This window comes from Brevibacillus antibioticus, from assembly GCF_005217615.1.
GTDB classification, from domain to species: domain Bacteria; phylum Bacillota; class Bacilli; order Brevibacillales; family Brevibacillaceae; genus Brevibacillus; species Brevibacillus antibioticus.
Map to the genome: position 1 here is coordinate 5,577,348 of NZ_SZNK01000001.1, position 25,558 is coordinate 5,602,905.

The 25,558-nt window shown below is 46.6% G+C and carries 15 protein-coding genes; 14 read left to right on the forward strand and 1 reads right to left on the reverse strand.

What is annotated here, in order from left to right; genetic code table 11:
• The 14 genes from E8L90_RS26815 to E8L90_RS31155 all read left to right on the forward strand — a co-directional run bounded on the left by E8L90_RS26815 (position 1) and on the right by E8L90_RS31155 (position 23,484).
• Complete coding sequence (locus E8L90_RS26815) at positions 1-8,772, forward strand: non-ribosomal peptide synthetase (protein ID WP_137032269.1); 8,772 nt, start codon at positions 1-3, stop codon at positions 8,770-8,772.
• A 71-nt stretch (positions 8,773-8,843) separates the two neighbouring features.
• Positions 8,844-9,743, forward strand: coding sequence for a GHMP family kinase ATP-binding protein (locus tag E8L90_RS26820; protein WP_137032271.1), 900 nt, complete (start codon positions 8,844-8,846; stop codon positions 9,741-9,743).
• Positions 9,744-9,834: 91 nt separating this feature from the next.
• The gene (locus E8L90_RS26825; RefSeq protein WP_137032273.1) at positions 9,835-11,106 is read left to right on the forward strand and encodes an MFS transporter; all 1,272 of its coding nucleotides are present in this window, start codon (positions 9,835-9,837) and stop codon (positions 11,104-11,106) included.
• A gap of 51 nt (positions 11,107-11,157) precedes the next feature.
• Positions 11,158-12,684: an argininosuccinate lyase gene (locus E8L90_RS26830; RefSeq protein WP_137032275.1), complete on the forward strand. Its 1,527-nt coding sequence runs from the start codon at positions 11,158-11,160 to the stop codon at positions 12,682-12,684.
• The gene (locus E8L90_RS26835) at positions 12,674-13,726 is read left to right on the forward strand and encodes a PLP-dependent cysteine synthase family protein (RefSeq protein WP_137032277.1); all 1,053 of its coding nucleotides are present in this window, start codon (positions 12,674-12,676) and stop codon (positions 13,724-13,726) included. Before E8L90_RS26830 ends, E8L90_RS26835 begins: the two co-directional genes overlap by 11 nt.
• On the forward strand, positions 13,701-14,957 hold the full coding sequence (locus E8L90_RS26840) for an ATP-grasp domain-containing protein (protein ID WP_137032279.1): 1,257 nt from the start codon (positions 13,701-13,703) through the stop codon (positions 14,955-14,957). The genes E8L90_RS26835 and E8L90_RS26840 overlap by 26 nt, the downstream gene beginning before the upstream one ends.
• A complete protein-coding gene (gene ltaE / locus E8L90_RS26845; protein ID WP_137032281.1) occupies positions 14,954-16,009 on the forward strand; it encodes a low-specificity L-threonine aldolase in 1,056 nt (351 codons plus the stop codon). Before E8L90_RS26840 ends, ltaE begins: the two co-directional genes overlap by 4 nt.
• Positions 16,010-16,216: 207 nt before the next feature.
• The gene (locus tag E8L90_RS26850) at positions 16,217-17,956 is read left to right on the forward strand and encodes a peptide-binding protein (protein ID WP_137032283.1); all 1,740 of its coding nucleotides are present in this window, start codon (positions 16,217-16,219) and stop codon (positions 17,954-17,956) included.
• 93 nt (positions 17,957-18,049) lie between these two features.
• On the forward strand, positions 18,050-19,021 hold the full coding sequence (locus E8L90_RS26855) for an ABC transporter permease (RefSeq protein WP_137032285.1): 972 nt from the start codon (positions 18,050-18,052) through the stop codon (positions 19,019-19,021).
• Positions 19,018-19,998 (forward strand): ABC transporter permease, encoded by a 981-nt coding sequence (locus E8L90_RS26860; protein ID WP_137032287.1) that lies wholly within the window; start codon positions 19,018-19,020, stop codon positions 19,996-19,998. The genes E8L90_RS26855 and E8L90_RS26860 overlap by 4 nt, the downstream gene beginning before the upstream one ends.
• On the forward strand, positions 19,974-21,020 hold the full coding sequence (locus tag E8L90_RS26865) for an ABC transporter ATP-binding protein (RefSeq protein WP_137032289.1): 1,047 nt from the start codon (positions 19,974-19,976) through the stop codon (positions 21,018-21,020). Before E8L90_RS26860 ends, E8L90_RS26865 begins: the two co-directional genes overlap by 25 nt.
• Positions 21,017-21,991 (forward strand): ABC transporter ATP-binding protein, encoded by a 975-nt coding sequence (locus tag E8L90_RS26870; RefSeq protein ID WP_137032291.1) that lies wholly within the window; start codon positions 21,017-21,019, stop codon positions 21,989-21,991. The genes E8L90_RS26865 and E8L90_RS26870 overlap by 4 nt, the downstream gene beginning before the upstream one ends.
• 255 nt (positions 21,992-22,246) lie before the next feature.
• On the forward strand, positions 22,247-23,317 hold the full coding sequence (locus E8L90_RS26875) for a DUF5050 domain-containing protein (protein ID WP_137032293.1): 1,071 nt from the start codon (positions 22,247-22,249) through the stop codon (positions 23,315-23,317).
• 32 nt (positions 23,318-23,349) lie between these two features.
• Positions 23,350-23,484 carry a hypothetical protein gene (locus tag E8L90_RS31155; RefSeq protein WP_279633696.1) on the forward strand — a complete coding sequence of 45 codons (135 nt, stop codon included), beginning with the start codon at positions 23,350-23,352 and terminating at the stop codon, positions 23,482-23,484.
• A gap of 679 nt (positions 23,485-24,163) precedes the next feature.
• Here E8L90_RS31155 and E8L90_RS26880 read toward each other — a convergent pair.
• Positions 24,164-25,494 (reverse strand): IS1182 family transposase gene (locus tag E8L90_RS26880; protein WP_162309130.1). Its coding sequence is split into 2 segments (ribosomal slippage): positions 24,164-24,954 and positions 24,954-25,494, totalling 1,332 coding nucleotides; the frame shifts between segments, so codons are not numbered across the junction.
• Positions 25,495-25,558 lie beyond the last annotated feature (64 nt).

Here is a 25,558-nt window from a genome sequence, read left to right on the forward strand (position 1 = left end):
TTGAAGCATTTAACAAAAGAGAACGTACTGGAAGTTATAGAGCTTTCCATGGTGCAAAAGCAATTGTTACGTCCTGACAAGGTTACATCCATGCGCTATCTCATCGAGCACAGTCTCGAACTGGGACGCGTTCAAGAAACGTGGAAGGAATTAGTCAGCGAGACGCCAGTGATGCGAACGGTTTTTCGCCAGCTCAAAAATAAACATGTACAAGTCGTATTGAAGGAGCTACCCATTCCCATTGACTGGCACGATGTCCGGGAATTAACTCCTGAACAGCAAGAGGAAGTGTATCTCTTTACACTTACATCCCATCAGGAGCCCATTTCGTATGAGGAGGGGCCATTAATCCGGGTATCGATTTTGCAGATGGACGCCAATCAATCCGTCCTCATCTGGACCCATCATGCACTATGTATGGACGATGCCAGTCGCGAGCTTCTTGTAGCGGAATGGCTGAAACGGGTACGGGGTACTCAGCCATCTGTTGACCAGCGGGCCTCTTTCAAAGAGTACGTTGCTTGGGAGTCAAGCCAAGATGGCTCCAAAGTCAAAAGCTTTTGGACAGATCAATTCCAAGGCTATGAAAGCGAGACTGTGTTTTATCCAGTACAAGGGGCACAGAAGGAAGCAAGTCATCTGATCAGTTGCAACGCTGTTCTTTCTGAAGCATTAACCACGTCCATCAGAAGCATGGCATTCGAGCAGCGTGTCTCCATAGAGGCTATCTTTCAGGCTGCTTGGCTCCTCTTGGAGAATATGTACAGTGGCGAGGACAAGCTGGTCATAGGGGTTACCGTCTCTGGCAGACCCGAAGCATGGAAGGAGTCAAATAACATTGTTGGGCCACTAGCGCACAGCTTACCTGTTTTCCAGACCGTGCATGCGAATCAAAAAGTGCGTGATGTCGTAAAGGATGTCCAGGAAAGCTGGGAACAACTGCAGCAACATGAAATGGCCACTCTCGACATGGTCCGTAACTATGCGGGTGTTCGGGAAGCTGATCCTATATATGGAACGACACTGACGATACTAAATGGTGCCGAAGATTACCAGGAATCTGCCATGCTTTATCGCGGCGGCCTCCAAACAGTGGAGATAGTGGTGACGGTCGGGCAGCTCATGAAGATTCAAATTTTCCATGAGAATGCGTCCTCTACGAGCGATCTGGAACGACTGCAATCCCATTACATCCATATGCTCGAGCAGATTTGCCGAGAGGCAGACAGGAGCATCAGCGATCTGAACATCGTGACGGATGAAGAACAAGAGATCATGACAAAGGTGATGGGCAATTTTGCGAAGTCGAATCGCAGTATGGAGCAATTTGCGCACCAAATCATAGAAGAGCAGGTCAAGCGCAATCCTGACGCTATTGCTGCTATCGATCAGAAGCAATCCATCACCTATGGAGAATTGAATGAGGGTTCGAACCGATTGGCGCATTGGCTCAGAAGACAAGGATTTGGCCGGAATGATCTTGCTTGCCTATTTGCAGAGAGAAGCATCGACATGCTGATTGGCATTTTGGCTGTGCTAAAAGCAGGAGGAGCCTATGTCCCGCTTGATACAGCCCATCCCGATCAACGTCTTCTTACCATTCTTGATAACAGCAAGGCGAAGGTCTTACTGACTGAGGCGCGTTTCCAAGCGCGCAGCATGGCTTTGGCAGACACATTGGAGCACAATCCGGTCGTGTTTTGCCTGAACAAGGGGGACGGGACAAGCCCAGACATTTCTTCCTTGCAAGCATCGGATACATCGAATCCAGAGATCATCCATGCACATGCTGATTTGGCAAACGTCTTTTTTACCTCAGGCTCCACTGGTATGCCAAAAGGGGCAATGATCGAGCATAGCGGCATGCTGAATCATCTGTACGCCAAAATGGATGTCCTTGCATTGAATTCAGACAGCATCGTCGTGCAGAATGCCTCCCATTGCTTTGATATATCGGTTTGGCAATTCCTGGCCCCCTTGATGGCAGGGGGAAAGCTTGTGATTTACGACAACGAGACGGCAACTGATCCGGATGCATTGCTCCAAGCCTTGAATCGAGACGGTGTCACCGTGATTCAGATGGTACCAGCGATGATAGAAGCTTTGCACAATGCTGCACGGACTCTTCCACCGGAACAACATGCGTTGCCTCAATTGCAATACATGATCTCTACCGGAGAGGGATTGCCAGTTACCCTGTGCAAAAAATGGCAAGACCTGTATCCCGATGTGATCGTAGTGAACACGTATGGAGCTACGGAGTGCTCGGATGATACGATGCATGAAATCATTGATCGTTCGTATGCGCATGAGGATTATCCGTATGTGGCCTTGGGAAGCTCGATTGCCAACATGAAGCACTATGTGTTGGACAAATGGATGCGCCCTGTTCCGGTTGGTTGTGTCGGGGAAATCTACATTTCTGGAACTGGCGTAGGGCGTGGATATCTACGTGATGCTGAACGCACAGAGCTAGCCTATTCAGAAAATCCATTTTTGCAGGATAGAAAAGAACGGCTGTATAAAACCGGAGATTTGGGACGTTATTTGTCCAATGGGAGACTTCTATTTGTTACGCGTGCTGATTTTCAAGTAAAAGTACGCGGACATCGCATCGAGCTCGGCGAGATAGAAAACGCCCTGTTACGTCACACGTTGGTGAGACAGTGTGTAGCGGTTACACGAGAAGATGAACATGGGCAGAACCGAATGGTTTGCTATGTGGTCATGCATGAACAGCAGAGTGAACAGGAGCTGCAAGCTTATCTCAGAACGATCTTGCCAGAGTACATGATTCCAGAGCGAATCGTCATTCTGGATGCGATGCCACTGAATCGCAACGGAAAAGTAGACAAAAAAGCATTGCCAGCGACAGATGTCATTCAAAAGAAGCCGGAAGCATTCGTCGCTCCCCGCAATGATCTGGAACGAAGCTTGGCAGCTATTTGGCGTACCGTGCTAAACGTAGAGGACATCGGGATCGACGATGACTTTTTCCAGCTTGGCGGGCACTCCATGAAAACCATTCAGGTTCGTTTGCGCATGAAAAGAGAGATGGGCATAGAAGTTACCATCAAGGACTTATTCGAGCATCGAACCATTCGGGAGTTATCCTCCCTGTTTCATACCGAGGAAGTGCTGTCCACAGGTGAGCTCCATACGCAACATGATCGATCAACGATCCCCAAGGCAACAGAGCAAGTGTATTATCCGGTGTCACATGCGCAGAGGAGACTGTTTTTCATTCAGCAGCTAGAGCCTGAGAACACGGCTTATAACATGCCGACGATCTACCATATCACGGGACCATTGAAGGAGCGTATTCTGCATCAGGCATTCGGGTTGCTGGTGACAAGACATGAAGTGTTGCGAACAAAATTCCTGTTAAGAGACGGACACCCCGTTCAACAGGTGCTGCCGGGCAATGACTTCACCTATGCATTTGTCGATCTTTCCAAGGAGTCAGAAGTGTCGAAGCAAGAAGTGATTGATCTGGTTATCCAAAAAGAGACGGAAACCAGCTTTGATTTTGACAGGGATACATTGTTTCGTGTGAAGTTATATAAGGCTGCGGAAGAAAAATACGTATTGTTAATGAACATGCATCACATGATCAGTGATCAATGGTCATGGGGGATATTTCTGAAGGACTTGGGCACCATCTACGAATCCTTGCATCAAGGGATAGAGCCCGAATTGCCGGAATTGAGGATCCAGTATAAAGATTACGCAGTCTGGCAAAATCATTCGATTCATCATGAAGAGCTTGGCGAATCAGAAGCGTATTGGCTGAAGACATTCGAAAAAGAGCTTCCCGTATTGGATTTGCCGACAGATTATCAGCGCCAGCCTGTACAAACGTATTTTTCGGCAATGGAATCTTATCGGATTCCGGATAAAACATTTAACCGGATGCGAGAGATTGCGCAGCAGCACGATGCATCCATGTTTATGGTGATTTTATCAACGATAGGCATTTGGCTGTCCAAGCTAACCAATCAACAGGATATCATCATCGGTACTCCAGAGGCTGGCCGGAATCACATGGATATTGAACAGGTCATTGGATTTTTTATTAACACACTCCCTTTGAGACTGGAAGTCAATCAGGAGCAGACCTTTATCGAGGCGTTGCACGTTTGGCGACAGCAAGCACTGGAGTCTTACATGCATCATGCGTATCCATTCGATAAATTGGTAGAAAAAATTAACCCGGAAAGAGATGTTAGCCGCAATCCTATTTTTTCTTTTATGTTCCAATATATCGAAAAAGTAGAAGAGGAAAATAAAATAACCGGTTTGGAAATGACAGCAGTTGAATCCTATAATTCCATGACGAATTTCGATTTATCGCTTGTATGCATGGATCTGGAAAATGGAGCGGGTTTGACTGTCGAATATCGCACGGATTTATTTAAGCCAGAAACGGTGCAACGGATGCTCAGATATTTGGGCAACATCATCGAACAGGTAGCCAATCAACCAGATATTCATTTCAAGCATATCGAATTATTGTCCGTGGAAGAAAAACAGGCAATGGTCTCTGCCTATAAGGAAGTTTCTTTTACCAATGGGGATGAGCATAAAACGATCATCGAATTATTCGAGGAACAAACGGAGAGAACACCGGATCGAATTGCTCTCGCTTTTGAAGAGCAAGAACTGTCTTATTCGGAACTGAACAAACGGGTGAATCAACTGGCGCGGACATTGGTAGCTGAGGGCGTCGGTGCAAATCAATTGGTGGGGATCATCGCGGAACGGTCCATAGAGATGGTCGTTGGCGTGTTGGCCATTTTGAAAGCGGGTGGAGCCTACGTCCCAATTGACCCTGATTATCCAGAAGAGCGCATACGATACATGCTGGAACATTCGGGAGCAGAAGTTTTGCTGCTGCATCAGTCGGTACGCCATAAAGTGAATGCTGACCAAAAAATGATCATGCTCGACGATGAGGAGTCCTATCATCAGGAGAATACGAATCTGGGGTTACCTGTTCAGTTTGATCAGCTTGCTTATGTGATTTATACATCAGGCACTACGGGAACGCCAAAGGGAGTCATGATTGAACACCGACAGCTTCATTCGCTTGCACAGGCATGGAAACAAGAGTACAAGCTCGATGAATTCCCCGTCAGGAGTTTGCAATGGGCCAGTTTTTCTTTTGATGTGTTCACCGGTGATTATATGAGATGTCTGTTATACGGTGGGAAACTGGTTATTTGCCCAAAAGATGCGAGAGTGGATTTGGAGCGCCTTTACCACCTGATGGAAAAGCATGAGATTAATCTATTTGATTCGACTCCCGTTCTGGTGCTTCCTTTCATGGACTATGTCTATGAAAATGGGCTCAACATAGACTTCATGAAAATATTGATTCTTGGCTCGGATCAATGCCCGTTACATGCCTTTCACAAACTTGTCGATCGGTACGGAAGCGCAATGAGAATCTTAAACTGCTATGGAGTGACGGAGGCAACCATTGATTCCACCTATTATGAAAGAGTTGACCAGCAAGATTACAAATTTTTGCCGATTGGCAAGCCTTTGCCAGGGGTGAAGATGTATATTCTGGATGCCAATCTTCATGTGCAGCCTGTGGGTGTCCCAGGCGAACTGTATATTGGGGGATTGGGAGTAGGAAAAGGATATTTCAAGCAGCCAGATTTGACGAATGAAAAATTCGTTCCCAATCCGTTTTGTATCGGCGAAAACATGTATAAGACAGGGGATATGGCTCGATGGCTCCCCAGCGGAGATATTGAATTTTTAGGACGATTGGATAATCAGGTGAAAATACGTGGAAATCGAATCGAATTGGAAGAAATCGAAGCGGAATTACGAAAAATGGGCGATATTCGTGACGCGGTCGTTATTGTAAGAGTGGATGAATCAGGTCAAAAAAGGCTGGTTGCATTCTATGTAGCGACAAAAACGGTGGAATCGAACGTATTGAGAGAGTCGTTGCGCAAGTCGTTACCGGCATTTATGGTCCCATCTCATTTTGTTCAGCTAGACGAAATACCAGTAACGCCGAATGGAAAGATTGATCGAAAAGCGCTAGTGGAGATTAACATCGTCTTGCAGAGTGAGAGGGAATATGTGGAGCCCCAAACGGACACCGAGAAGACATTGGTGGCTGTGTGGCAAGACGTTTTACATGAGAGAAAGATTGGGATTATGGATCATTTCTTTGAGCTAGGGGGCGACTCGATCAAATCCATTCAAGTCTCCTCGCAATTGGCAGCTATGGGATACAAGATGGAGATTCGGGATCTTTTCAAATATCCAACAATCGCAGAACTGAGTACAAAACTGAAACCATTGAATCGCAAAATTGACCAGAAGGATATGGAAGGCGTTGTACCACTGACACCGATTCAGCATTGGTTGATGCAAGAACACAGTCAGCATCTCCATCACTATAACCTATCTTTTGTGTTGTACCGCAAAGAGCGGTTTGATGAGGGGATGGTTCGCAAAGTCATTGATAAGCTCGTACAGCACCATGATGCACTGCGAATGATTTTCTGCGAGACCAATACCGGCTATGAAGCCTATAATCGAGGCGTCGACACTAGCGACGACATGTATCATCTGGATATTTGGGACTATCAAAATATGAATGAGTCTGAGCTCGAACAAGCAATGGACTTGAAATGCAGTGAAATACAATCGAGGCTTAACATTTTTGATGGCCCATTAATGAGGCTGGGGTTATTCCAATGCTCGGATAGCGATCACTTGCTTATTGCTGTTCACCATTTAGTCGTAGACGGGGTATCATGGCGTATTTTGATCGACGATTTCAAAACAGCTTATGGGCAGCTCCTCCGTAACGAAGAGATTCGTTTACCTTTAAAAAGTGATTCCTTCCAATTATGGGCCCAACAATTGAACGAGTATGCCAATAGTGAAAGGCTCGAACAAGAGCGTGAATATTGGAATCGCATCGAGGAGCGGGACACCCAATCGTTGCCAACGGATTACGATGAGCAAAAACCGCTTCGGAAAACAACTAGGACGAAAACGGTTACGATGGATCAGCACCAAACCGAGGAATTGCTAAAACAAGCCAATCGTGCCTATCAGACGGAAATCGATGAACTTTTGTTGGCGGCTATTGGAATGGCCTTCAAAAAATGGGCAGATATCGATCGCCTTGCCTTAAATATGGAAGGGCATGGAAGGGAATCGATTCTACCAGATCTGAACATTAACCGCACAGTAGGATGGTTCACGAGTGAATATCCAGTAATGGTAGACGTCGGGAACGAACTGAATCCGTCAGCTATCATTCCAAAAATCAAAAAAGATGTGCGACGAATCCCACATAAAGGGATTCACTACGGTGTATTGAAATATTTGTCTGCAAAATCGCCAAACACCACCATGAAGGCACAACCTGAGGTCAGCTTGAATTATTTGGGGCAATTTGATATGGATCGGAAAGAGAAGGATGACGACATTCAATTGTCGACATTCTCAGGCGGAGAATCCATGAGTCTGGAGCAGTCCCGGGAATGCAAGATTGACATTGAGTGCGTGGTGTTGAATGGAAGCTTTCACTTTATGGTCGCTTACAGCGAGGCACAGTATAAAAAGGAAACTATCGAACGACTTACTGCATGCCTCAAGGATAGTCTAAGGGAAGTCATCCAGCACTGCATGATGAAATTGCGCAACAGTCCTGACCACGAAATCGCTGGAGAATGGGTAGATTTCGAGGCAGTGATAGACGGATTTTTCGACTCTTCTACGATGGATGATCTTCCTGGTGCAATAGCGGTGGTAGTCCAACACGGTCAAGTGAAAGTGAAGAAAGCTTACGGTTACGCCAATCTATCAGAAAAAGTGCCTATGCGTGCAGATGAAACCGTAGTCAAGGTAGGTTCGATTTCCAAGCTCGTAACAGTCGCTGCCATTATGAAGCTAGTGGAGCAAGGTCTGATTGGATGGAACGAGGATGTTCAACAATACCTCGATGTTGAAATACCGAGAAGGGTTGAGGGACCACTCACGGTAGAACATTTACTCAGTTACACAACAGGGTTTGACTCCCCAGACACGGGAAATGATCAAAGCTATAATTTTGGCGGGCGTGACTCCCTTACGTTACGAGAGTATATTCACCGCTATATGCCAACCGTGATTTACAAACCTGGCGAACAATATGGAAATGAGAATTTTGCCTTTATGCTGGCGGGTTATCTTGTGGAAAGAGTTACGGGAGTTTCCTTTGATCGCTATGCCAGAGAGCATTTCTTTGCGCCTCTCGAAATGATAGACAGCAGTTTTCTACTACAACCAGAATTAGAGGCGAAAATGGCCACAGGCTATGATCTGGAAAATCAGGCGGTGCCAAAGTACGATTTCAGCCCTGCAATCTCACCTGACGGCAGCATGCTCTCCACGGGGCACGATATCGCCACATTCATGCTGGCTCTCTTAAATGGGGGCGCTTATGGAAAAGAAACCATTTTAGAGGCGGATTCGATAGACAAAATGTTCTCCAGTAAATCAGTACCTCATCCAAATCCAAATGGAACATATACAGGGTATGGATTTACAGTAAAATTCCACCCAGAATACATGCATGAGAATGTTTTGGCGAAGGCAGGCGAGGTCATAGGCTTCAACTCATTTATGTGGCTCCTGCCAGAAAAACAAATGGGGGTTTTTGTTAGTACAAATAAAAGTCAATTTAACAAAATTGAATTTTTCGATTACTTCATGAAGCACTATCGTCCTGCGGAAGCGATCGTCATGTAAATCATGTGCTTCCCTGTAGTCTGTATAGGGGAATCAGCACCAAATCATATTCGTGTAAACGGGGGGCCACTATGAGCATGATAAAGACTAGTTCCATTAGTCGTTTTCCTAATACGAATGACGTAGGTATCGGTGTATCTGTCGGTACTTTTGGGGAACTTCTGCAGGGGATATTAGAGGAAAATAATCGGGACTTTCTGGTGACTTTGCCTATCAAAAATGCATCCTACGCTACTTTTTATTCAATCCCAACCTTACAGGAGATCGTCATCGTGCCACACTCCAAGCAAAAATCAAAAAGGTTGGTCGAAAAAATCATTCAGCACTACGGATTGCCCGCAGGTGGAATTTTAGAGATCAACTCTGAGCTCCCGGTTGGAAAAGGCTTGGCAAGCTCATCAGCAGATTTGGTGGCTGCCTCCAGAGCGGTTGGAGATTGTTTTGATATAAACATTGAGCCTTCCTTACTAGAGTGGTTTTTGTCGAGCATTGAGCCGACGGATGGCGTTATGTATGAGGGTTCCGTTTCTTACTACCATAAAGAGGTCAGATTGCGAGAATACATCGGGGAACTGCCGCCATTATGCATTGTAAGTATTGATGAGGGAGGAACCATCGACACCGTTGAGTTCAATAAACGAACAAAGCCTTATACCCAAGAAGAAAAAATGGAGTACAGTGTGTTGTTACAAAAAATCACGAAAGCCATCAGAGAAAGGGATGTCCACACGATAGGTGCCGTGTCGTCTCGAAGTGCGATCTTAAATCAAAAAATTCTGCCCAAGAAATTATTGCCGGAAGTCATGAAGATCAACGAGAAAATGGGTGGGTTAGGTACTGTTGTGGCACACAGTGGGACCAGCCTCGGTATTTTATTGTTGAAAGAAGAACCTGACTTCTATCAAAAGCTCGAATTGGGATATAGATGGTTAAGTGAATTGAATAAAGAAGTGCATGTGTACCACACGTAGAGGATCAGATCCAAGAGATGGCTTCTGGCATGCACGGAAGTCATCTTCCCTCAAAAATTGATTCCGTTCGTATTGGGAGTGGATTATCGAGATGGAACAGCCAGTAAGCGTTAATGAAAAGGTATCTTTTCGGGCGTTGCTTGGCTTGAAAAGTTATCGCTATTTAATCTTTTCGCAATTTGTCTCGAATATGGGAGATGGAGTGTATCGATTAGCGCTTATTTGGCTAATGAAGGTTTTGACGGAAAGTCCTTTGTTAATGTCAGTTTTATTGGCAGCGGAGACCATTCCATTGATCCTATTCGGATTGTTCGCGGGCGTTTTTGTTGACCGAGGAAATAAAAAGAGGATCATGGTCGTTTCGCATGTATTGAGAGCTGCGCTCATTTTATGCATCGTCCTGTTGTTCCTGTTTAATAGGCTACATCCTGCTGCTCTGATCATCATTGCCGTTTTGCTGACCACAGTCAGTGCCTTTTTTAGGCCAGCGCTCACGGTAGCGATACGGACACTGGTTCCCGAACACCATATGACGCAGGCCCAAAGCTTATCGCAGATGATTCAAACGATTGTCAGTTTGGCGGCTCCGGCATTGGCAGCGGGGTTGATCGCGTTTGGAATGGAATATGCTTTTATTTTGAATGTCGTCACCTATTTGTTAGGTGCTCTGATTATTTTATGGATTAACGAGAAAGAGCTTGTCATGTCTACTGTCAGTGAGTTTACAGCCAAGATGATCATGACGGATTTGAAGGATGGAATCCATGCGATTACGAAGCATGACTTTCTGCGAAACTGCATGATTTATTTTACCATCCTCAATTTTTTGACGGCTCCAGAAACGATCCTGCTGCCACTGATCGTTTCCAATGTTACCGAATTGGCCATGCTCGAGATCAGCTTTTTTATCGGGATTATGCTTGGGTCTCTCCTTATAAATTATTTGAATCGATATGATGCGATTGTTTACATTTGCTGCGGCATTAGTCTGTTCAGTATCGGAATCGGAATGTTTGCGTTTAGCATTCCACTTGTTTGGCAGGTCATCTGTGTATTCGTGAACGGGATAGGCTCGGCATTCGTCAATATCAAAATGGGTACGTTGATCACTTTGATGGTGCCGAAAGAAGTGTTGGGAAGAGCATCGAGCTTGATCAGTGTAATGGTTATGTGCGCCATGCCAGTCTCCGTCTTTCTGGTAGGTCTGACTACTGGCCTTGTTTCCATCTTTACGATATTTGGAATTATTGGCGGAGCGGGACTTCTCATTGTGGTTCTCATGCTGATGAATCCACACTTGAGGATGAAAAAAGAACATCACTATGATTATGCGGAACAAAAATCAGGAGGTATCTCTCTTTAGGGCAACTCCTGATTGGATCGTTACTCAGTCGGAAGCGAGGTGTATTTTTGCATGAGTGTAAAATTAACGGGCAGAATTGCTTCGACACCAAGCAGCCTCTTGCATGATGAAGTATTGAAACCACAGTTCAACTATGAAGTCGATCACTTGCTGCCTGGGTATATTCAGATTGAATTCGCCATGCTTTTGGAATATGTCAGGATGGGCTTGATTACACGACAAGACGCTTTGCCTATCGCAAAGGCACTTCAGGGCGCTACACCAGAAACAATAGCTCCTGACCCTGGACGGAACATGTCTGATATCTCTTTTGCCCTCGAGCGTTATATCGAAGGCTTGCTCCCGAGACCGGTACCGTGTTGGCATATGGATCGCAGCCGCAATGACGTTCAAGCGTGCGCCCAGCTGATGTTTGGGCGTGCGCAATGGCTGGAGACGATAGGGGAATTGGGACAGCTTATTCAATCGATGCATACACTGGCTGTTCAATATCGTTCGGTTCCCATGCCGGGATATACTCACTACCAATCCGCACAAATCATTACCCCTGGATTCTATCTTTCCTCTATTAACAGTGAATTTTTGCAAGCCATGAATCGATGGATACAAATTTATGACGACGTGAATCAGTGCCCGCTTGGGGCAGGGGCCATGGCAGGGGTAGAACTACCGTGGAACCGTCAACGGTTGTCCAAGCTGCTTGGGTTCCGACAGCCTCGAATGAGTGCGTTGTCGGCCGTCGCGTCCCGGGAATGGGTTTTGAGGATGGCAGGTGAGCTATCGACCTTCTCAGTATTGATCTCCCGATTTACAACGGATTTGATTCAATGGGGCAGCAGCGAAATGAACTTTCTCCATTTGCCGGATGAGCTATCAGGTATATCTTCTGCCATGCCACAGAAAAGAAACTTCCCGATCCTGGAGCGTATCCGGGGGAAGAGTGCGCATCTAACGGGATTTTATATGGATATGGTGCTAGGTCAGCGCAATACAGCTTTTACGAATTTGGTAGAGACGTCCAAAGAGGCAGGCACTCATCTTCTGGCGTTGTTTCAACAAACAAAAACGCTCTTGCGCCTGTTAAAGGCGGTGATCGATCATTTGCAATTCAATGAGGATCGATTGCTCTATATATGTAAACGGGACTTTTTTGGAGGCTTTACTCTTGCGAATTTGCTGACGTTGGAGCATGAGATTCCGTATCGCACAGCACAGGTAATCGCAGGCAGATACATTGTTCGCGCGCTGGAACACGGTGTATCGCCAAAGCCGGGAGATCCACGGTTACTCGATGAAGCTTGCGTGGAGGCAGGCTTTCAAGTACCAGATACGGCTGTACTTCTCGCTGCTTCCTTCAATGTGCAGGGCGGCTTGTACGCGAAGAAATCAACGGGTTCCACGAATCCGGAGGAAGTACAGCAGATGCTGACAGCACAGAGGGAGCGTGCAGAGAAGCTACAACGGGAATGGCAGGATCGACAAGGGCAATTGCAGGCGATCGAAGAAAGGCGGGAGAGGGTAATGAAGAGACTTCTTTCTGGCAAGCAAAGGAAGGATGTGAGCGTAGATGCGGTATGAACAGTTGGCAGATACGATCGGGGATACCCCTCTGGTCAAGCTGAGGCTTGATGAAAGGGCAGTAGGCTCCGTATTTGCAAAGCTCGAATTAATGAATCCGTTCGGTATGAAGGATCGTGTGGCCAAGCAGTCAATTTTGGCGGCGATAGAATCGGGAGAACTTCAGGCGGGCATGCCGATTATCGAGAGCTCGTCAGGAACGTTGGCTTGCGGCTTGGCCTTGGTTGGGCGTCAGTTGGGGCATGACGTACACATTGTGACTGATCCGAGAATTGACCCGATTACCTATGCCAAGTTGACCTCACTTGGCTGCCAAGTTCACGTAGTTTCAAAGATGGGCAAACAAGGATGGCAAAGCGCTAGACTGGAGCGACTCCAAGAATTAATGAGCGAGTATCCAGGAGCGTTCTGGCCTCGACAATACGATAATCCGGAAAATCCGCGTGCCTATGCTGCGTTGGCATCCGAGTTGATGCGAGACCTCGATCGAATTGACGTGCTTGTTGGCGCAGTCGGCAGCGGAGGCTCCTTGTCCGGGACCGCCAGAGAATTGAAGCATCATTATAAGGAGCTGCGCGTCGTGGCGGTCGATGCAGCAGGGAGTGTGATATTCGGACAGCCCGATCAGCCGACGCGTCTACAAGGTGGATTGGGAAACAGCTTGATCGCTAAGAATGTAGATTTTTCCATGATGGATGAAGTGCATTGGTTAAACGATGCAGAGGCATTTGCCGCTACGCTGCAGTTGGCCCGTAATGAGCATATTTTTGCTGGCAACAGCTCGGGTTCCGTTTATGCGGTAGCCAACTGGTTAGCGAGCCAAGTCGGGAGTGAGTGCAATATCGTGGCCATCTTGCCGGATCGAGGGGATCGTTATGTCGATACGATCTATAGCCACTCCTACCGTGAGAGCAAAGGTTTGATGCAAATGAACCTGCCAGACACGCCGCAATGTGTAGAACCTAAGACAGTCGTGACTAGCTGGTCCTATTCTAAAGTGATGGGGATGTATCCGAATGAACAAACACTTTCTGTTCGTTGAAGCGAATACGACGGGGACAGGTATGCTCGCTATTAAAAAGGCACGTGAGTTGGGGTTTACGCCCGTATTTTTCACAGAGAAGCCTGAACGTTATCACGGTTTAAATGAGGTGGAATGTCACGTAGTCGTGACAGATACGAATTCCCAAGCAGAGCTGACTGACAGTGTAGCACAAGCGATTAAGGAAGGCAGAGAGATAGCCGGAATCATGTCGACAAGTGACTATTACCTCGAATCGGTTGCCAAGCTGGCTCGGAAATTTGGTTGGACAGGCAATTCCCTGGAGGCGATTGAGGCCTGCCGCAATAAAGCGATATTTCGGGCGAAGCTTCAGGGGCATCAAGTGTCTCAGCCGGAATTTGTGGCAATAGGCTCTATGGAGGCATTGCTGGAAGCGCGCTCTTCCATTTCTCTGCCCTGCGTGGTGAAGCCCGCTGACGATAGCGGGTCGAATAACGTGCGACTGTGCTTTAGCTGGGATGAAGTGGAGCATATAGCGAAGGAAATCCTTGCGATCGAGTACAATGTGCGCGGCCAGGAAACAGCCCGGACAGTTCTTCTCGAGCAGTATGTCGAGGGCCCTGAATTTAGCGTGGAGACGTTCTCGTGGCAAGGACAATGCTTTGTCATCGGCATTACCCAGAAACGGTTGACGGGATATCCATTTTTCGTGGAAGCCGGGCATATTTTCCCTGCACCGCTGTCGGCAGAAGATAAACAGGAGATCGAGCGAACAGTGGAAAGGGCGCTTGCGGCGGTGAACTACCAGTTCGGTGCTGCCCATACAGAAGTGAAGTGGACATCAGCAGGTTGTGTTGTCATCGAAGTCAACGCAAGGCTTGCCGGTGGAATGATTCCAGAGCTGGTTCGCCGCTCCACGGGGATTGATCTGCTTTTGCAACAGATTCGGTGTGCGGCTGGACTTGCGCCTGAATTGTCTCAGACAGTTGAAGTGCAGCAATATGCAGGTATTCATTTTCTCGTGTCTGAGAGTCAGGGAACCTTTAGCGGGATACATGGAATGGATACCGTTCACAACCTGCCGGGAATTGCTGAAGTAGCGATTCATGCAAAAATCGGTCAAAACATCCAGCCTCCGCAAAATTTCTCGCATCGTCTCGGCTATGTCATCGTGGAAGGCAAGCATTACAGCGAGACCGCTGAGCTGATCCAGCAGGTGAAAGACTGCCTGAGGGTACAAGTAGGTCAGCAATTGGAGAGTGGGGTATGAAACCGTTGATAGAATTGAGAAGCGATACATTCACTTTGCCGACAAGTCAGATGATGGATGCAATCCAAGAGGCGGTACTCGGTGACGATGTGTATGGGGAAGATCCTACGGTTCGCCAATTGGAGCAAGAAGCGGCCCAAAAGCTGGGCAAGGAGGCAGCCATTCTCATGCCGAGTGGAACGATGGCCAATTTGGCATCCTTAATGGCGCATTGTCCTCGCGGTTCCAAAGTAATCGTAGGCAATGAGACGGATATTTACATCTATGAAGCGGGTGGTGCGGCTGTGTGCGGTGGCATTATGTACGAGCCGATTCCGACGCAGCCAGATGGAAGGTTGGACATCGCTGATATGGAGCGGGTATTTCCGTTGGAGCCGGAAGATCCACAATTCGCACTGCCTTCCCTGATCTGCCTGGAAAACCCGCATAACCGGATGGGGGGGCGCGTCCTGCCGCTGTCTTATTTGGAAGAGGTTCGCGCATTTGCAAACGAAAAGGCTGTGCCCGTCCATATGGACGGTGCACGCTTGTTCAATGCGGCAGTTGCTCTTGACGTGAATGCGGCTGAGATTGCCCGTTATGCAGATTCCGTGCAAATATGTTTGTCGAAAGGGTTGTCAGCACCGATTGGTTCCCTTGTCGTCGGAACAGAAGACTTTATTCAGAAAGTGTATCGTCTGCGTAAAATGCTGGGTGGCGGTATGCGCCAGGCTGGGCTTATTGCAGCGCCAGGCCTGGTTGCCTTGCAGCAAATGACGGAGCGTTTGGCAGTCGATCACGCAAACGCTCTTCGCTTGGCTCGTGGTCTGGCGGAGATTCCAGGAATCGTGATTCAGGTGGAGGATGTAGAGACCAATATTGTGTTTTTCCGGATTGAACACCCAGTTCATACGTGGCAGACCTTCGTAGAAGCAGCGCAAGCACATGGGCTGCACGTTGCTGAGCTCGGTCACGGCAGAATTCGAGCAGTCACTCATTCCGGTATTGAGACAGCGGATATCGACAAGGCGCTAAGCATCGTACGTGAGCTGTTGCAGTTCCAAACGGTGTAGAACAGACATGTACGCTCCCCCTTCTGAGAAGGGGGATTTGTTATGAAGGTTTATAAAAAAATATAAAATCATCCGATTTTTCCAAAAATTTTAAAGGGAAAATATTTTCAAATAACAGAAAATTATTTAATATGGAAAAGACAAGTCTTGGGATGTATTACCTGTTACGGAAAAGACTTGAAAACAAGTGAAAGAGGGGGAAATGATTTGAAAAGAGGGAAAGGTTGGTTGAAGCCGTTGGCGTTGCTCTCGTTAACCGGCGCACTGTTGGTCGGTTGCTCAAGCGGGAACAATGCTTCGCCAGGAACACCAGCACCAACAAAAAAACCGGTGGAGCAGGTGGCTCCTCAGGCGACCAGTACGGATGATGAGAAGCCAGTAGACGGTGGAACGTTCACGCATTCTACCACGTCTGACATCGTCACGCTCAATCCGATTTTCGGAAATGACACGGCATCCGGCGACGTGATGGAGTACACCCAGGCGTATTTGTACAATCGGAACCCGTCATTTGATTTAGCGGTTTACCCTTGGTCCCTTGCAGCTGAGTTGCCGAAAATTAGCGAAGATGGCCTCACCTATACCATCAAGATGAAGAATAATGCAAAATGGTCGGATGGAACGCCAGTCACGGCAGACGACTTGATTTTTACCATTAATGCCATCAAAACTCCTGAGACTGGCTCACCAGAAATTACGAAATACGACAAAGTGAAAGAGATGAAAAAACTGGATGATTACACCGTAGAAATCAAATTGAAACAATTGTACGCTCCATTTGCTTTTGGATTAATGCAAAAGTTGGCACCAGCCCACGTGTTAAAAGACGTACCGTTTAAAGAATTACAAGCACATTCTTACGGAAAAGATCCAGCCAAGACGCCAACTTCAGGACCGTACAAATGGTCCGAGTGGAAACAAAAGGAATTCCATGTGCTAGATGCTAACCCAAATTACTGGGGTGAAAAGAAGCCGCATATTCAAAAGGTTGTGTACAAAATCTATGCGGATCAAAACACACAAGTACAGGCTCTGATGAAAGGCGACGTTGATTTTGTAGGTTCCATTCCTGTCACGCAGCTCGAAGCGGTGAAGGCGAAAGGAACGATCAACATCTCGACAGAGCCAGGTCCTAGCTATGAATACTTTGCCTTCAACTTCGACAAGAAGAACTTCCCGAACAACTACGGGTTGTTTGAAGGTCAAAAAACGCGTCAGGCTATCGCTCACGCAATCAATCGTCAAGGTATTATCGATAATATCTTGAAGGGAACCGGAAAAATTATGGATGCACCGTTCCTGCCTGGTACATGGGCAGACCCGGGCGATGCAGCAGTCCATTACGAATATAGCGCAGAGAAAGCAAAACAATTGCTGAAAGAAGACGGATGGGTAGCCGGGGCAGATGGAATTCTTTCCAAAGACGGCAATCGTTTCTCCTTTGAATTCATTTTCAACTCGGGGAACAGTCGTCGTGAACAGGCAGCAGTCGTTATTCAGCAAAACCTGAAAGAGATCGGAATTGAAGCGAAGCCAAAAGCATTAGACTTCTCGGCTCTTGTCGATCAGTATGCCAACCCTGGTAAATTCCAGGTTCTGTTACTCGGATGGCAATTGTCTGATCCAGATCCGGATGGCATTTCTACTTTCGGGAAAAAGGCATTCCCGCCTGGTAACAACGCTGGCTGGTACGACAATCCGAAGCTGGATGAGCTCTGGGGAAAAGCTGTATCCACGGTTAAACAAGAGGAGCGCGCAGCGATCTATAAAGAAGTCGGAAAAGAAATCTCGACCAACCTGCCATACGTATTCATGTATCAGTACGGAACGCCACGAGGCATGACTTCTCGCGTCAAATATAAGGATGAGTTTAAACCAGTATCCATGATTCCATATGGGGAGACCTTTGGCTTCCTGAACTGGTGGATCGACGATACCAAAAAATAAGCTCGGCTGGTAGCGGTTAGCGGTTAGCAATAGGAAAAGGGGGAAGGGCAGCCTTATTGTCCCTTCCCCTTTCAAACGAAAGGAGGATGCTGATTGACTGAATATTTAGTACGCCGCGTACTACAAGCCGTGCTTGTTTTATTTTTGATCACAGTGGTTTCGTTCGGACTCATGCATGCAGCACCCGGAGGACCGCTAAAAGTCATGCTTTCACCGGGAATGTCCCCTGAAGCACAGCTCATTCAGATGAAAAATATGGGGTTGGATCAGCCTGTCTATATTCAATACATGAAATGGGTAGGTAATTTACTGCAAGGAGATTTGGGCCATACCTTTAAAAATAACGTGCCTGTTGGTGATATTTTGTGGCCGACGGTTTGGAATACGTTTGTGCTCATGTCTGTAGCGTGGGGACTTTCCATGCTGATCGCTATCCCGTGGGGGATTTACAACAGTACAAAGCAATACGGTCTGTCTGACCAGATCGCCTCCATCGTGGCCTATCTCGGATTCGCGATGCCGACCTTCTGGTTTGGGATAATGCTACAGCAGTATTTTGCGATGCAGCTGAATCTACTCCCACTATCTGACATGTACACGATGGGGAATGAAGGACAAGTAGGCGACCTTATTTTGCACTTGATTTTACCTGTTACGGTGTTAACACTGGTGAACATCGCAGCCTATGTCAAATATACGCGTGCCAGTATGCTGGAGGTTTTGGAGCAGGACTATATTCGGACAGCACGTGCTAAAGGGATGAAGGAAAGACGCGTTATTTTTCGCCATGCTCTGCGGAACGCACTGATTCCTGTCGTGACGATCATCGGATTGGATTTGCCGACTCTGGTAGCAGGTGCAGCATTGACAGAGAGTGTATTTAACTGGCCAGGCATGGGGCGTCTGTTTGTGGATATGGCTGTAGCGCGTGAGTATTCTGTGTTGATGTCGATCACGTTGCTGATTTCGCTTATGGTGATTATCGGAAATCTGTTGGCAGATTTAATCTACGCACTAGTTGATCCTCGTGTTCAGCTTGGGCGAAAAGGAGGCAAGGCAGCATGAGTCAAGTGCAGCTTCAAGACGACACTGTGGTCGAACCAAATAGACCAAGTGGACAATTACCGACGAATCCTGTTGGTCAAAAACCTCCTGGGCTCTTTGCAACAGCGGGTAAAAAATTTATACGAAATCCATATGCTGTTGGTGGGCTGATCGTACTGTTGTTTTTTATTGCGATTGCTGTGTTTGCCGATTGGGTTGCACCGCATGATCCGGCAAAGGTTGATTTTATGATTACCAATCTGCCTCATGGAACAGAAGGGCATGTGCTCGGAACAGACGAGCTCGGTCGTGATATCTTGTCCCGCCTCATTCATAGTAGCCGGGTGTCCATGCTGGTCGGCTTCAGCGTTGCTTTTGCTGCGGTTGTCATTGGGACGCTGATTGGAGCGATTTCTGGTTATTTTGGCGGCTGGGTTGATACCTGCTTCATGCGTCTCGTGGACGTGATGAATTCCATTCCGAGTCTGTTCTTTAACATTCTGGTTCTGGCTCTCTTCGGAGCTGAATTTATCTACATGATCCTGATTTTGTCGCTGACGAGCTGGACAAGTGTGGCACGTTTGGTACGCGGGCAGTTCTTGCAGCTACGGGAAATGCAGTATGTGGAGGCGGCGAGAGCGATCGGCGTCTCGCACTGGGGCATTATAACGCGTCACCTGATACGCAATGCAATGGCTCCGATTATTGTGTACGCGACTCTCATGGTTGGTTCGGCCATTCTATCAGAGTCAGGTCTCTCTTATTTAGGCTTGGGGATTCAACCACCTGAAACAAGCTGGGGATTAATGCTGAGCAAGGCACAGGAATTCATGCTGGTCGATCCTTTGCAAGCACTTTATCCTGGTCTTTGCATTTTGCTCGTAGTGCTAGCGGTTAACTTCGTCGGAGACGGTATTCGTGATGCATTCGACCCACGTAAGAAAAAGAAGAACCCGAAAAGGAGGCTGAACAAGTGGAACGCAACATCCTCGAAATAAAAAATTTGACCACTTGCTTCTTTACGGATGACGGCACGGTCAAGGCCACAGATCGAGTGAGCATCAACGTTGGCAAAGGACAGACGGTGTGCTTGGTAGGGGAATCCGGCAGCGGGAAGAGTGTGACGTCACTTGCGGTCATGCGACTGATTGATTATGCGGGCGGATTTATTCAGAGTGGGAACGTCATGTTTCACGGTCAGGATCTGGCGGCAAAAGACTTGGATGAAATGATGCACATTCGCGGAAACAAAATCGCGATGATCTTCCAAGACCCAATGTCGGCTCTCAATCCGGTGTTTACGGTAGGCGATCAAATTGCGGAGAGCTTGATGCTGCATCAAAATATGGACCAGATAGATGCGTTTAGAAAAGCGATCGAGATGCTTCGTCTGGTGGGGATCCCGGCGCCGGAAGTACGAGTGAAGCAGTACCCGCACGAAATGTCTGGAGGGATGTGCCAACGCGTTGTCATCGCGATGGCCTTGGCCTGCAACCCAGAAATGCTGATAGCAGACGAGCCAACTACTGCTCTTGATGTAACGGTTCAGGCACAAATTTTGGATTTGCTCAGACGGCTGCAACAGGAATTGGGCATGTCGATTTTGCTGATCACCCATGACATGGGAGTAGCAGCAGAGATGGCGGATCGTATCGCGGTGATGTATGCAGGAACGATTGTGGAGGAAGGAACGGTCGAACGGATATTTGACGAGCCTAGGCATCCTTACACGATTGGCTTGCTGCAGTCCATTCCCGGATTTGAAGGGGAGCGCGGCAAAGAATTGTACACCATCCAAGGCACCATCCCGAGCATTACCCAATTGCCGACGGGCTGCCGTTTTCACCCGCGTTGTCCGCATGCGATTGACAAATGCCGAAAAGAGGAACCTATTTTGCGCGAGATTGTCACGGGACAACAAGTGGCTTGCTGGTTGAATGAAGATGTCAGCAATCCATTCAGAATAAATCAGCGTGCCAATTCAGTCGCTGGAAGCAAAGCAGAGGTGAACCGCAAATGAACCAGGAATATTTGATCGAAGCCAACCATATCAAAAAGTATTTTCCGATTAAGGCCGGCTTGTTGAGCCGTGTCATCGGTCATGTAAAAGCCGTAGATGACGTATCTTTCGGAATTCGCGCAGGGGAGACATTTGGACTCGTAGGAGAATCCGGCTGCGGGAAGTCGACGCTGGGGCGTGTTGTGCTGAATTTGCAAAGGGCGACGAGCGGAGAAGTGCTGTTTGACGGAACCAATATCCATCAGGTGAACAGGCAAGAGAATTTGAAGCTGAGACGAGATATGCAAATTATTTTTCAAGACCCGTTTGGTTCGTTGAATCCACGATTTTTGGTTAGCGATATTATTGGAGAGCCGTTGCGGGTTCATCTGCGTGCGTCTGCAAAGGAAATAGATGAGCGGGTAGTCGAGCTGATGAGTCTGGTGGGACTCGATCCTTCGAGACGAAATCGGTATCCGCATGAGTTTTCCGGCGGACAGCGGCAACGGATCGGTATTGCGCGGTCGATTGCACTCTCACCACGGTTTATTGTGGCGGATGAGGCTGTTTCTGCGCTGGATGTGTCCGTACAGTCACAGGTTTTGAACCTGATGATGAAATTACAAAAAGAGATGGGGCTGACCTATCTATTTATCGCGCATGGTCTGAATGTGGTACGCCATATTTCTGATCGGGTAGGCGTGATGTACTTGGGGAAAATGGTGGAGATTGCACGAACGGATGACTTGTTTGCACAGCCACTGCATCCGTATACGGCGGCATTGTTGTCGGCGATTCCAAAGCCTACTCCGCATCGGCGACAAGAGAGGATTGTCCTGCAAGGGGATGTACCATCTCCGGCCAATCCTCCGTCAGGTTGTCGTTTTCATCCTCGTTGTCCAATGGCACAGGAGAGATGCAGCAAGGAGATTCCCGAGCTCATAGAGGTTGGGCAGGATCGGCAGGTCGCGTGTCATTTCCCTTTAGCATAGAGAGAGAAAGAGAAAGAGCCACCTAGGATGGGTGGCTTCTTCTATTCTCAAAACACGGTTATCCCCCTGAAAATCATAAATAGAACTCGTCCCATTGTTCTGATGTATTTGATATATAATTTTACAAAATTTACATATATATCTAGACAAAGGTGGATTCGCTTTGGTACATATAAATCAGAGTTGCCGGATTGTATCGGAATGGGGGATATCTTCGCTGTGACTATATTAGGCTATGAACGGGAGGTTGCATGCATGGTGCAACATAAAGGGAAATGGATGATCACCATTGCGATGGCAGTATGTCTGATTGTGGTTCTTGGCTTTGGCAATCAACAAACAATGGCGACTGCGCCAACTAAAAAACCAGTGATAAACGTTTTTGGCAGCGATCCTGTGAATATCAATTCATACCGAAGCTTTGTCGCCGTTCAAGGAGAGTGGATTTTTTATAACAACGATGGTTTATACAAAATCAAACAGGATGGAAGCTCTCTTCAAAAGTTGAGCAGTGATTGGGCCCATAATCTGAATGTGGTAGGTGACTGGATTTACTATACGCGGAATAAGCCCGTGAAAGAATTCTATCAGCTTGAGATGTCCCCTTATGAGATTGGCTATACGTATGAAGATGTGATGGAGCTCATGAAAATCAAGACAGATGGCAGTTCGAAAACAGTTATCAAGAGCAGTAGTCCTGCGGAAGATGACCCCGATAACGTACTTAGATTGTATGTAGTGGGAGATATCATTTATTACGCGGATAATAAAAGTCATTTGTACAGAATGGACACGAACGGCAAAAATCAAAAGAAGCTACTTGATCGGTTTGAGGAAGTTTATTTCTATCAAGATTGGATTTTTTACACCACTGAGAATCGTCAACTATACAAAATGAAGCGGAATGGAACGCAGAAAAAGCTCGTAAGCAAAGACAAAGAACTGACCCTTGTGGGTCTGTCTGGCGATTTCATTTACTATACAAAATGGGTAGACCATGGGGTCGTCGATGTTTATAAAATAGGATTGCAGGATGGGAAGACTGCTCTAGTCAAGAAAGGGTTGCCACCAGCAGAGAATCCGATCATTATAGCTGGGAAGAATCTATACTACATCTCAGAAATAAACGGCGAAGAAATGGTAGGCCGAATGAATATGACGGACGGCAAGACAACCCCACTGTCTCCATTGGGTTTACAGCTAAACATCGGGGGAGATTTCATCTTTTTTTACGACTATCAAACTTCCGATCATGATAAAAAAGAACTATTCAAAGTAAAGATAGGCGAAAACAAAGTGGAAAAGGTAACCCCAAAGGCGAAGTAAGGATAAGAGCCACCCCAAGGCGGGTGGCTCTATTGTTATGGGCTAATTCCTCGAGCATTCAACTGAAGCCAAACAAGAAAGTAGAAGCGATGAGCGCACTAAACGGGCAGCCTGACGATCACCCACGAATCAATGGCAAAGTACCGACTGTCGCCGAAATGGGTTAACACCAATCCACACGAATAACAAAATCAACAACACGAGCATATACTGATACGGTATCTTCACTTTCTTCTCGAGACCGCCATTTAGCTTGAAGGCGAGAACGCCGAGTGTGATACTGACTTATTCAAGGTAGGGCAAGTCTACTTGATCTATCGAAAATGCGCGCTATGACTAACTCCTTTTCGCTTGGATTATCCTTTATTATGGCAAGGAGTGTGGATGTCAATTGTGCCAATGGGAGCAACATTGTCTGTAACAAAACCGTCACTAACAGTGGAAAAGCAGCACCTAGAAGAGGGGTCTAAACAAAATTAGAACGGCATAAGGTAAGGGGTATTACCTAGACGGATGAAGGTCATAATGAGCATTTCGTGTTTGATAGAGGTGAAAAATGGGCAGACCAATAAGGGAGCGTTTCGTTACGAAGTACACCCAGTATACCGATAGGGGGAATGCGGAATTGTTGAGTTCATTTAAACCGCTAAAGAGAATCGAAGAAAACAGCAAGATTGTACAGCAGACGATACAGTACATAGGCAATCAAAAAGTCAGTACGATAACGATAGAAACGCCGAAAAAACTACCTAAATGTAGGTAGTCAGACTGAAGAGAAACCCCCTTTTGGGGATTTCTTTTTGGTATTGTTCCAGCACGAAGTGCTGAAAAAAGGATAGCCTTCACCTAACTTGCTTTCGCTAGGTGTAGTGCTATCCTTTTAATGTTTTGTACTGTTGCTGTCATCAATACCTGCTCTTGGACATTTTCACGTCCGCGTAACCTACAATAGCGAAGCCCATGCAGTTCTTTAGCATCTGCAAAGCTTCGCTCTATGGTTTGGTATCTTAATCTATATAAATATTTCCCCGATTTACTTAAACGGTTCTGTCGAACCCATTCCTTACTCTCTTCCCAAACGTGCCTACTTATCACCTTTTGGTGATTTTTAGATCGGGTACACTCAGAAAGCCTTGGACAAGTTTTACATATTTCTTTATTGGACTTATACATCCTGTATCCGTTTCGATCGGTAGTCGAATAAGTAAGCGTATGTTTTTGAGGACATGTGTACACATCGCACTCCAGATCATATTTAAAGCGCCATTTAGCAAAAAGACCTTTAACAGGTGTAAAGGCACGATGACCGATGACAGCAAATACATTTATATCGTGAAGTGCCTTGCAGATTGGAGTAGTTAAATAACCAGCATCTAATGCAATAGCTTCAATTGTATCCTTAAACCCAAACTTCTCGATTTGGAGATTCAGCCTATCTATGTAAGGAACGGAATCATGGACATTGCCAGCAGTGACATGGACATCGGTAATAATATTGTACTTATGATCGACAGTCCGGTGATCGAGATAGAAAAAGCCTTCGGGCTTGCTGTCTCGAACCATGTAGCCACTTTCCGGATCAGTGGTACTCACCTTGATTTCCTTTTCTTCCTTCACACCCTCTCTAGGCTTCAATCCTTTTTTCCATGTACCTCACGGTCTTCATTAATTGCTACCTCTAAATCTTTGAGATAGGCACGACTCGATTTCTCGATGACATGCTTCTTAAATTTTCGTTTATTCGCATTTGCTTTAAGATGCGTGGAATCACTTATCAATACACGTCCAGCGACCATTCGATGCTGAATCGCCAAGCGCACAATTTCATCAAAAATCTCCTGAAAAACATTTGTATTTTTAAAACGGGTTCGACGATTCCAACTGATTGTTGTGTGATCTGGAACTCGATCTGTTAAAGAAAGGCCAAGAAACCAACGATAGGCGATGTTAGTCTGGATTTCTTTTTCGAGCTGCCTCTCTGAGCGGATACCGTAAAGGTATCCAATGAAAATCATTTTAAATAAAACAATAGGATCAATCGAAGGTCTACCGTTATCCTCGCAATAATATTGACGTACTTTTTCTCGGATGAAGGAGAAATCTATATGTTTCTGGATGACCCTTAATAAATGGTCCTCTGGGACCAATTCATCAAGGCACACAAATTCGTAATGCATTTGCGGATTTTTATCATTCGAGGTAAGCACAATTATCACCTACTATAAAATGTAATTATAAGAA

Bases quoted from the DNA above. Each gene is read 5' to 3' on its own strand.
- E8L90_RS26825 (WP_137032273.1), top strand. From the start codon at position 9,835: ATGGAACAGCCAGTAAGCGTTAATGAAAAGGTATCTTTTCGGGCGTTG.
- E8L90_RS26840 (WP_137032279.1), top strand. From the start codon at position 13,701: ATGAACAAACACTTTCTGTTCGTTGAAGCGAATACGACGGGGACAGGT.
- E8L90_RS26830 (WP_137032275.1), top strand. From the start codon at position 11,158: ATGAGTGTAAAATTAACGGGCAGAATTGCTTCGACACCAAGCAGCCTC.
- E8L90_RS26820 (WP_137032271.1), top strand. From the start codon at position 8,844: ATGAGCATGATAAAGACTAGTTCCATTAGTCGTTTTCCTAATACGAAT.
- E8L90_RS26875 (WP_137032293.1), top strand. From the start codon at position 22,247: ATGGTGCAACATAAAGGGAAATGGATGATCACCATTGCGATGGCAGTA.
- ltaE (WP_137032281.1), top strand. From the start codon at position 14,954: ATGAAACCGTTGATAGAATTGAGAAGCGATACATTCACTTTGCCGACA.
- E8L90_RS26835 (WP_137032277.1), top strand. From the start codon at position 12,674: ATGCGGTATGAACAGTTGGCAGATACGATCGGGGATACCCCTCTGGTC.
- E8L90_RS26860 (WP_137032287.1), top strand. From the start codon at position 19,018: ATGAGTCAAGTGCAGCTTCAAGACGACACTGTGGTCGAACCAAATAGA.
- E8L90_RS26870 (WP_137032291.1), top strand. From the start codon at position 21,017: ATGAACCAGGAATATTTGATCGAAGCCAACCATATCAAAAAGTATTTT.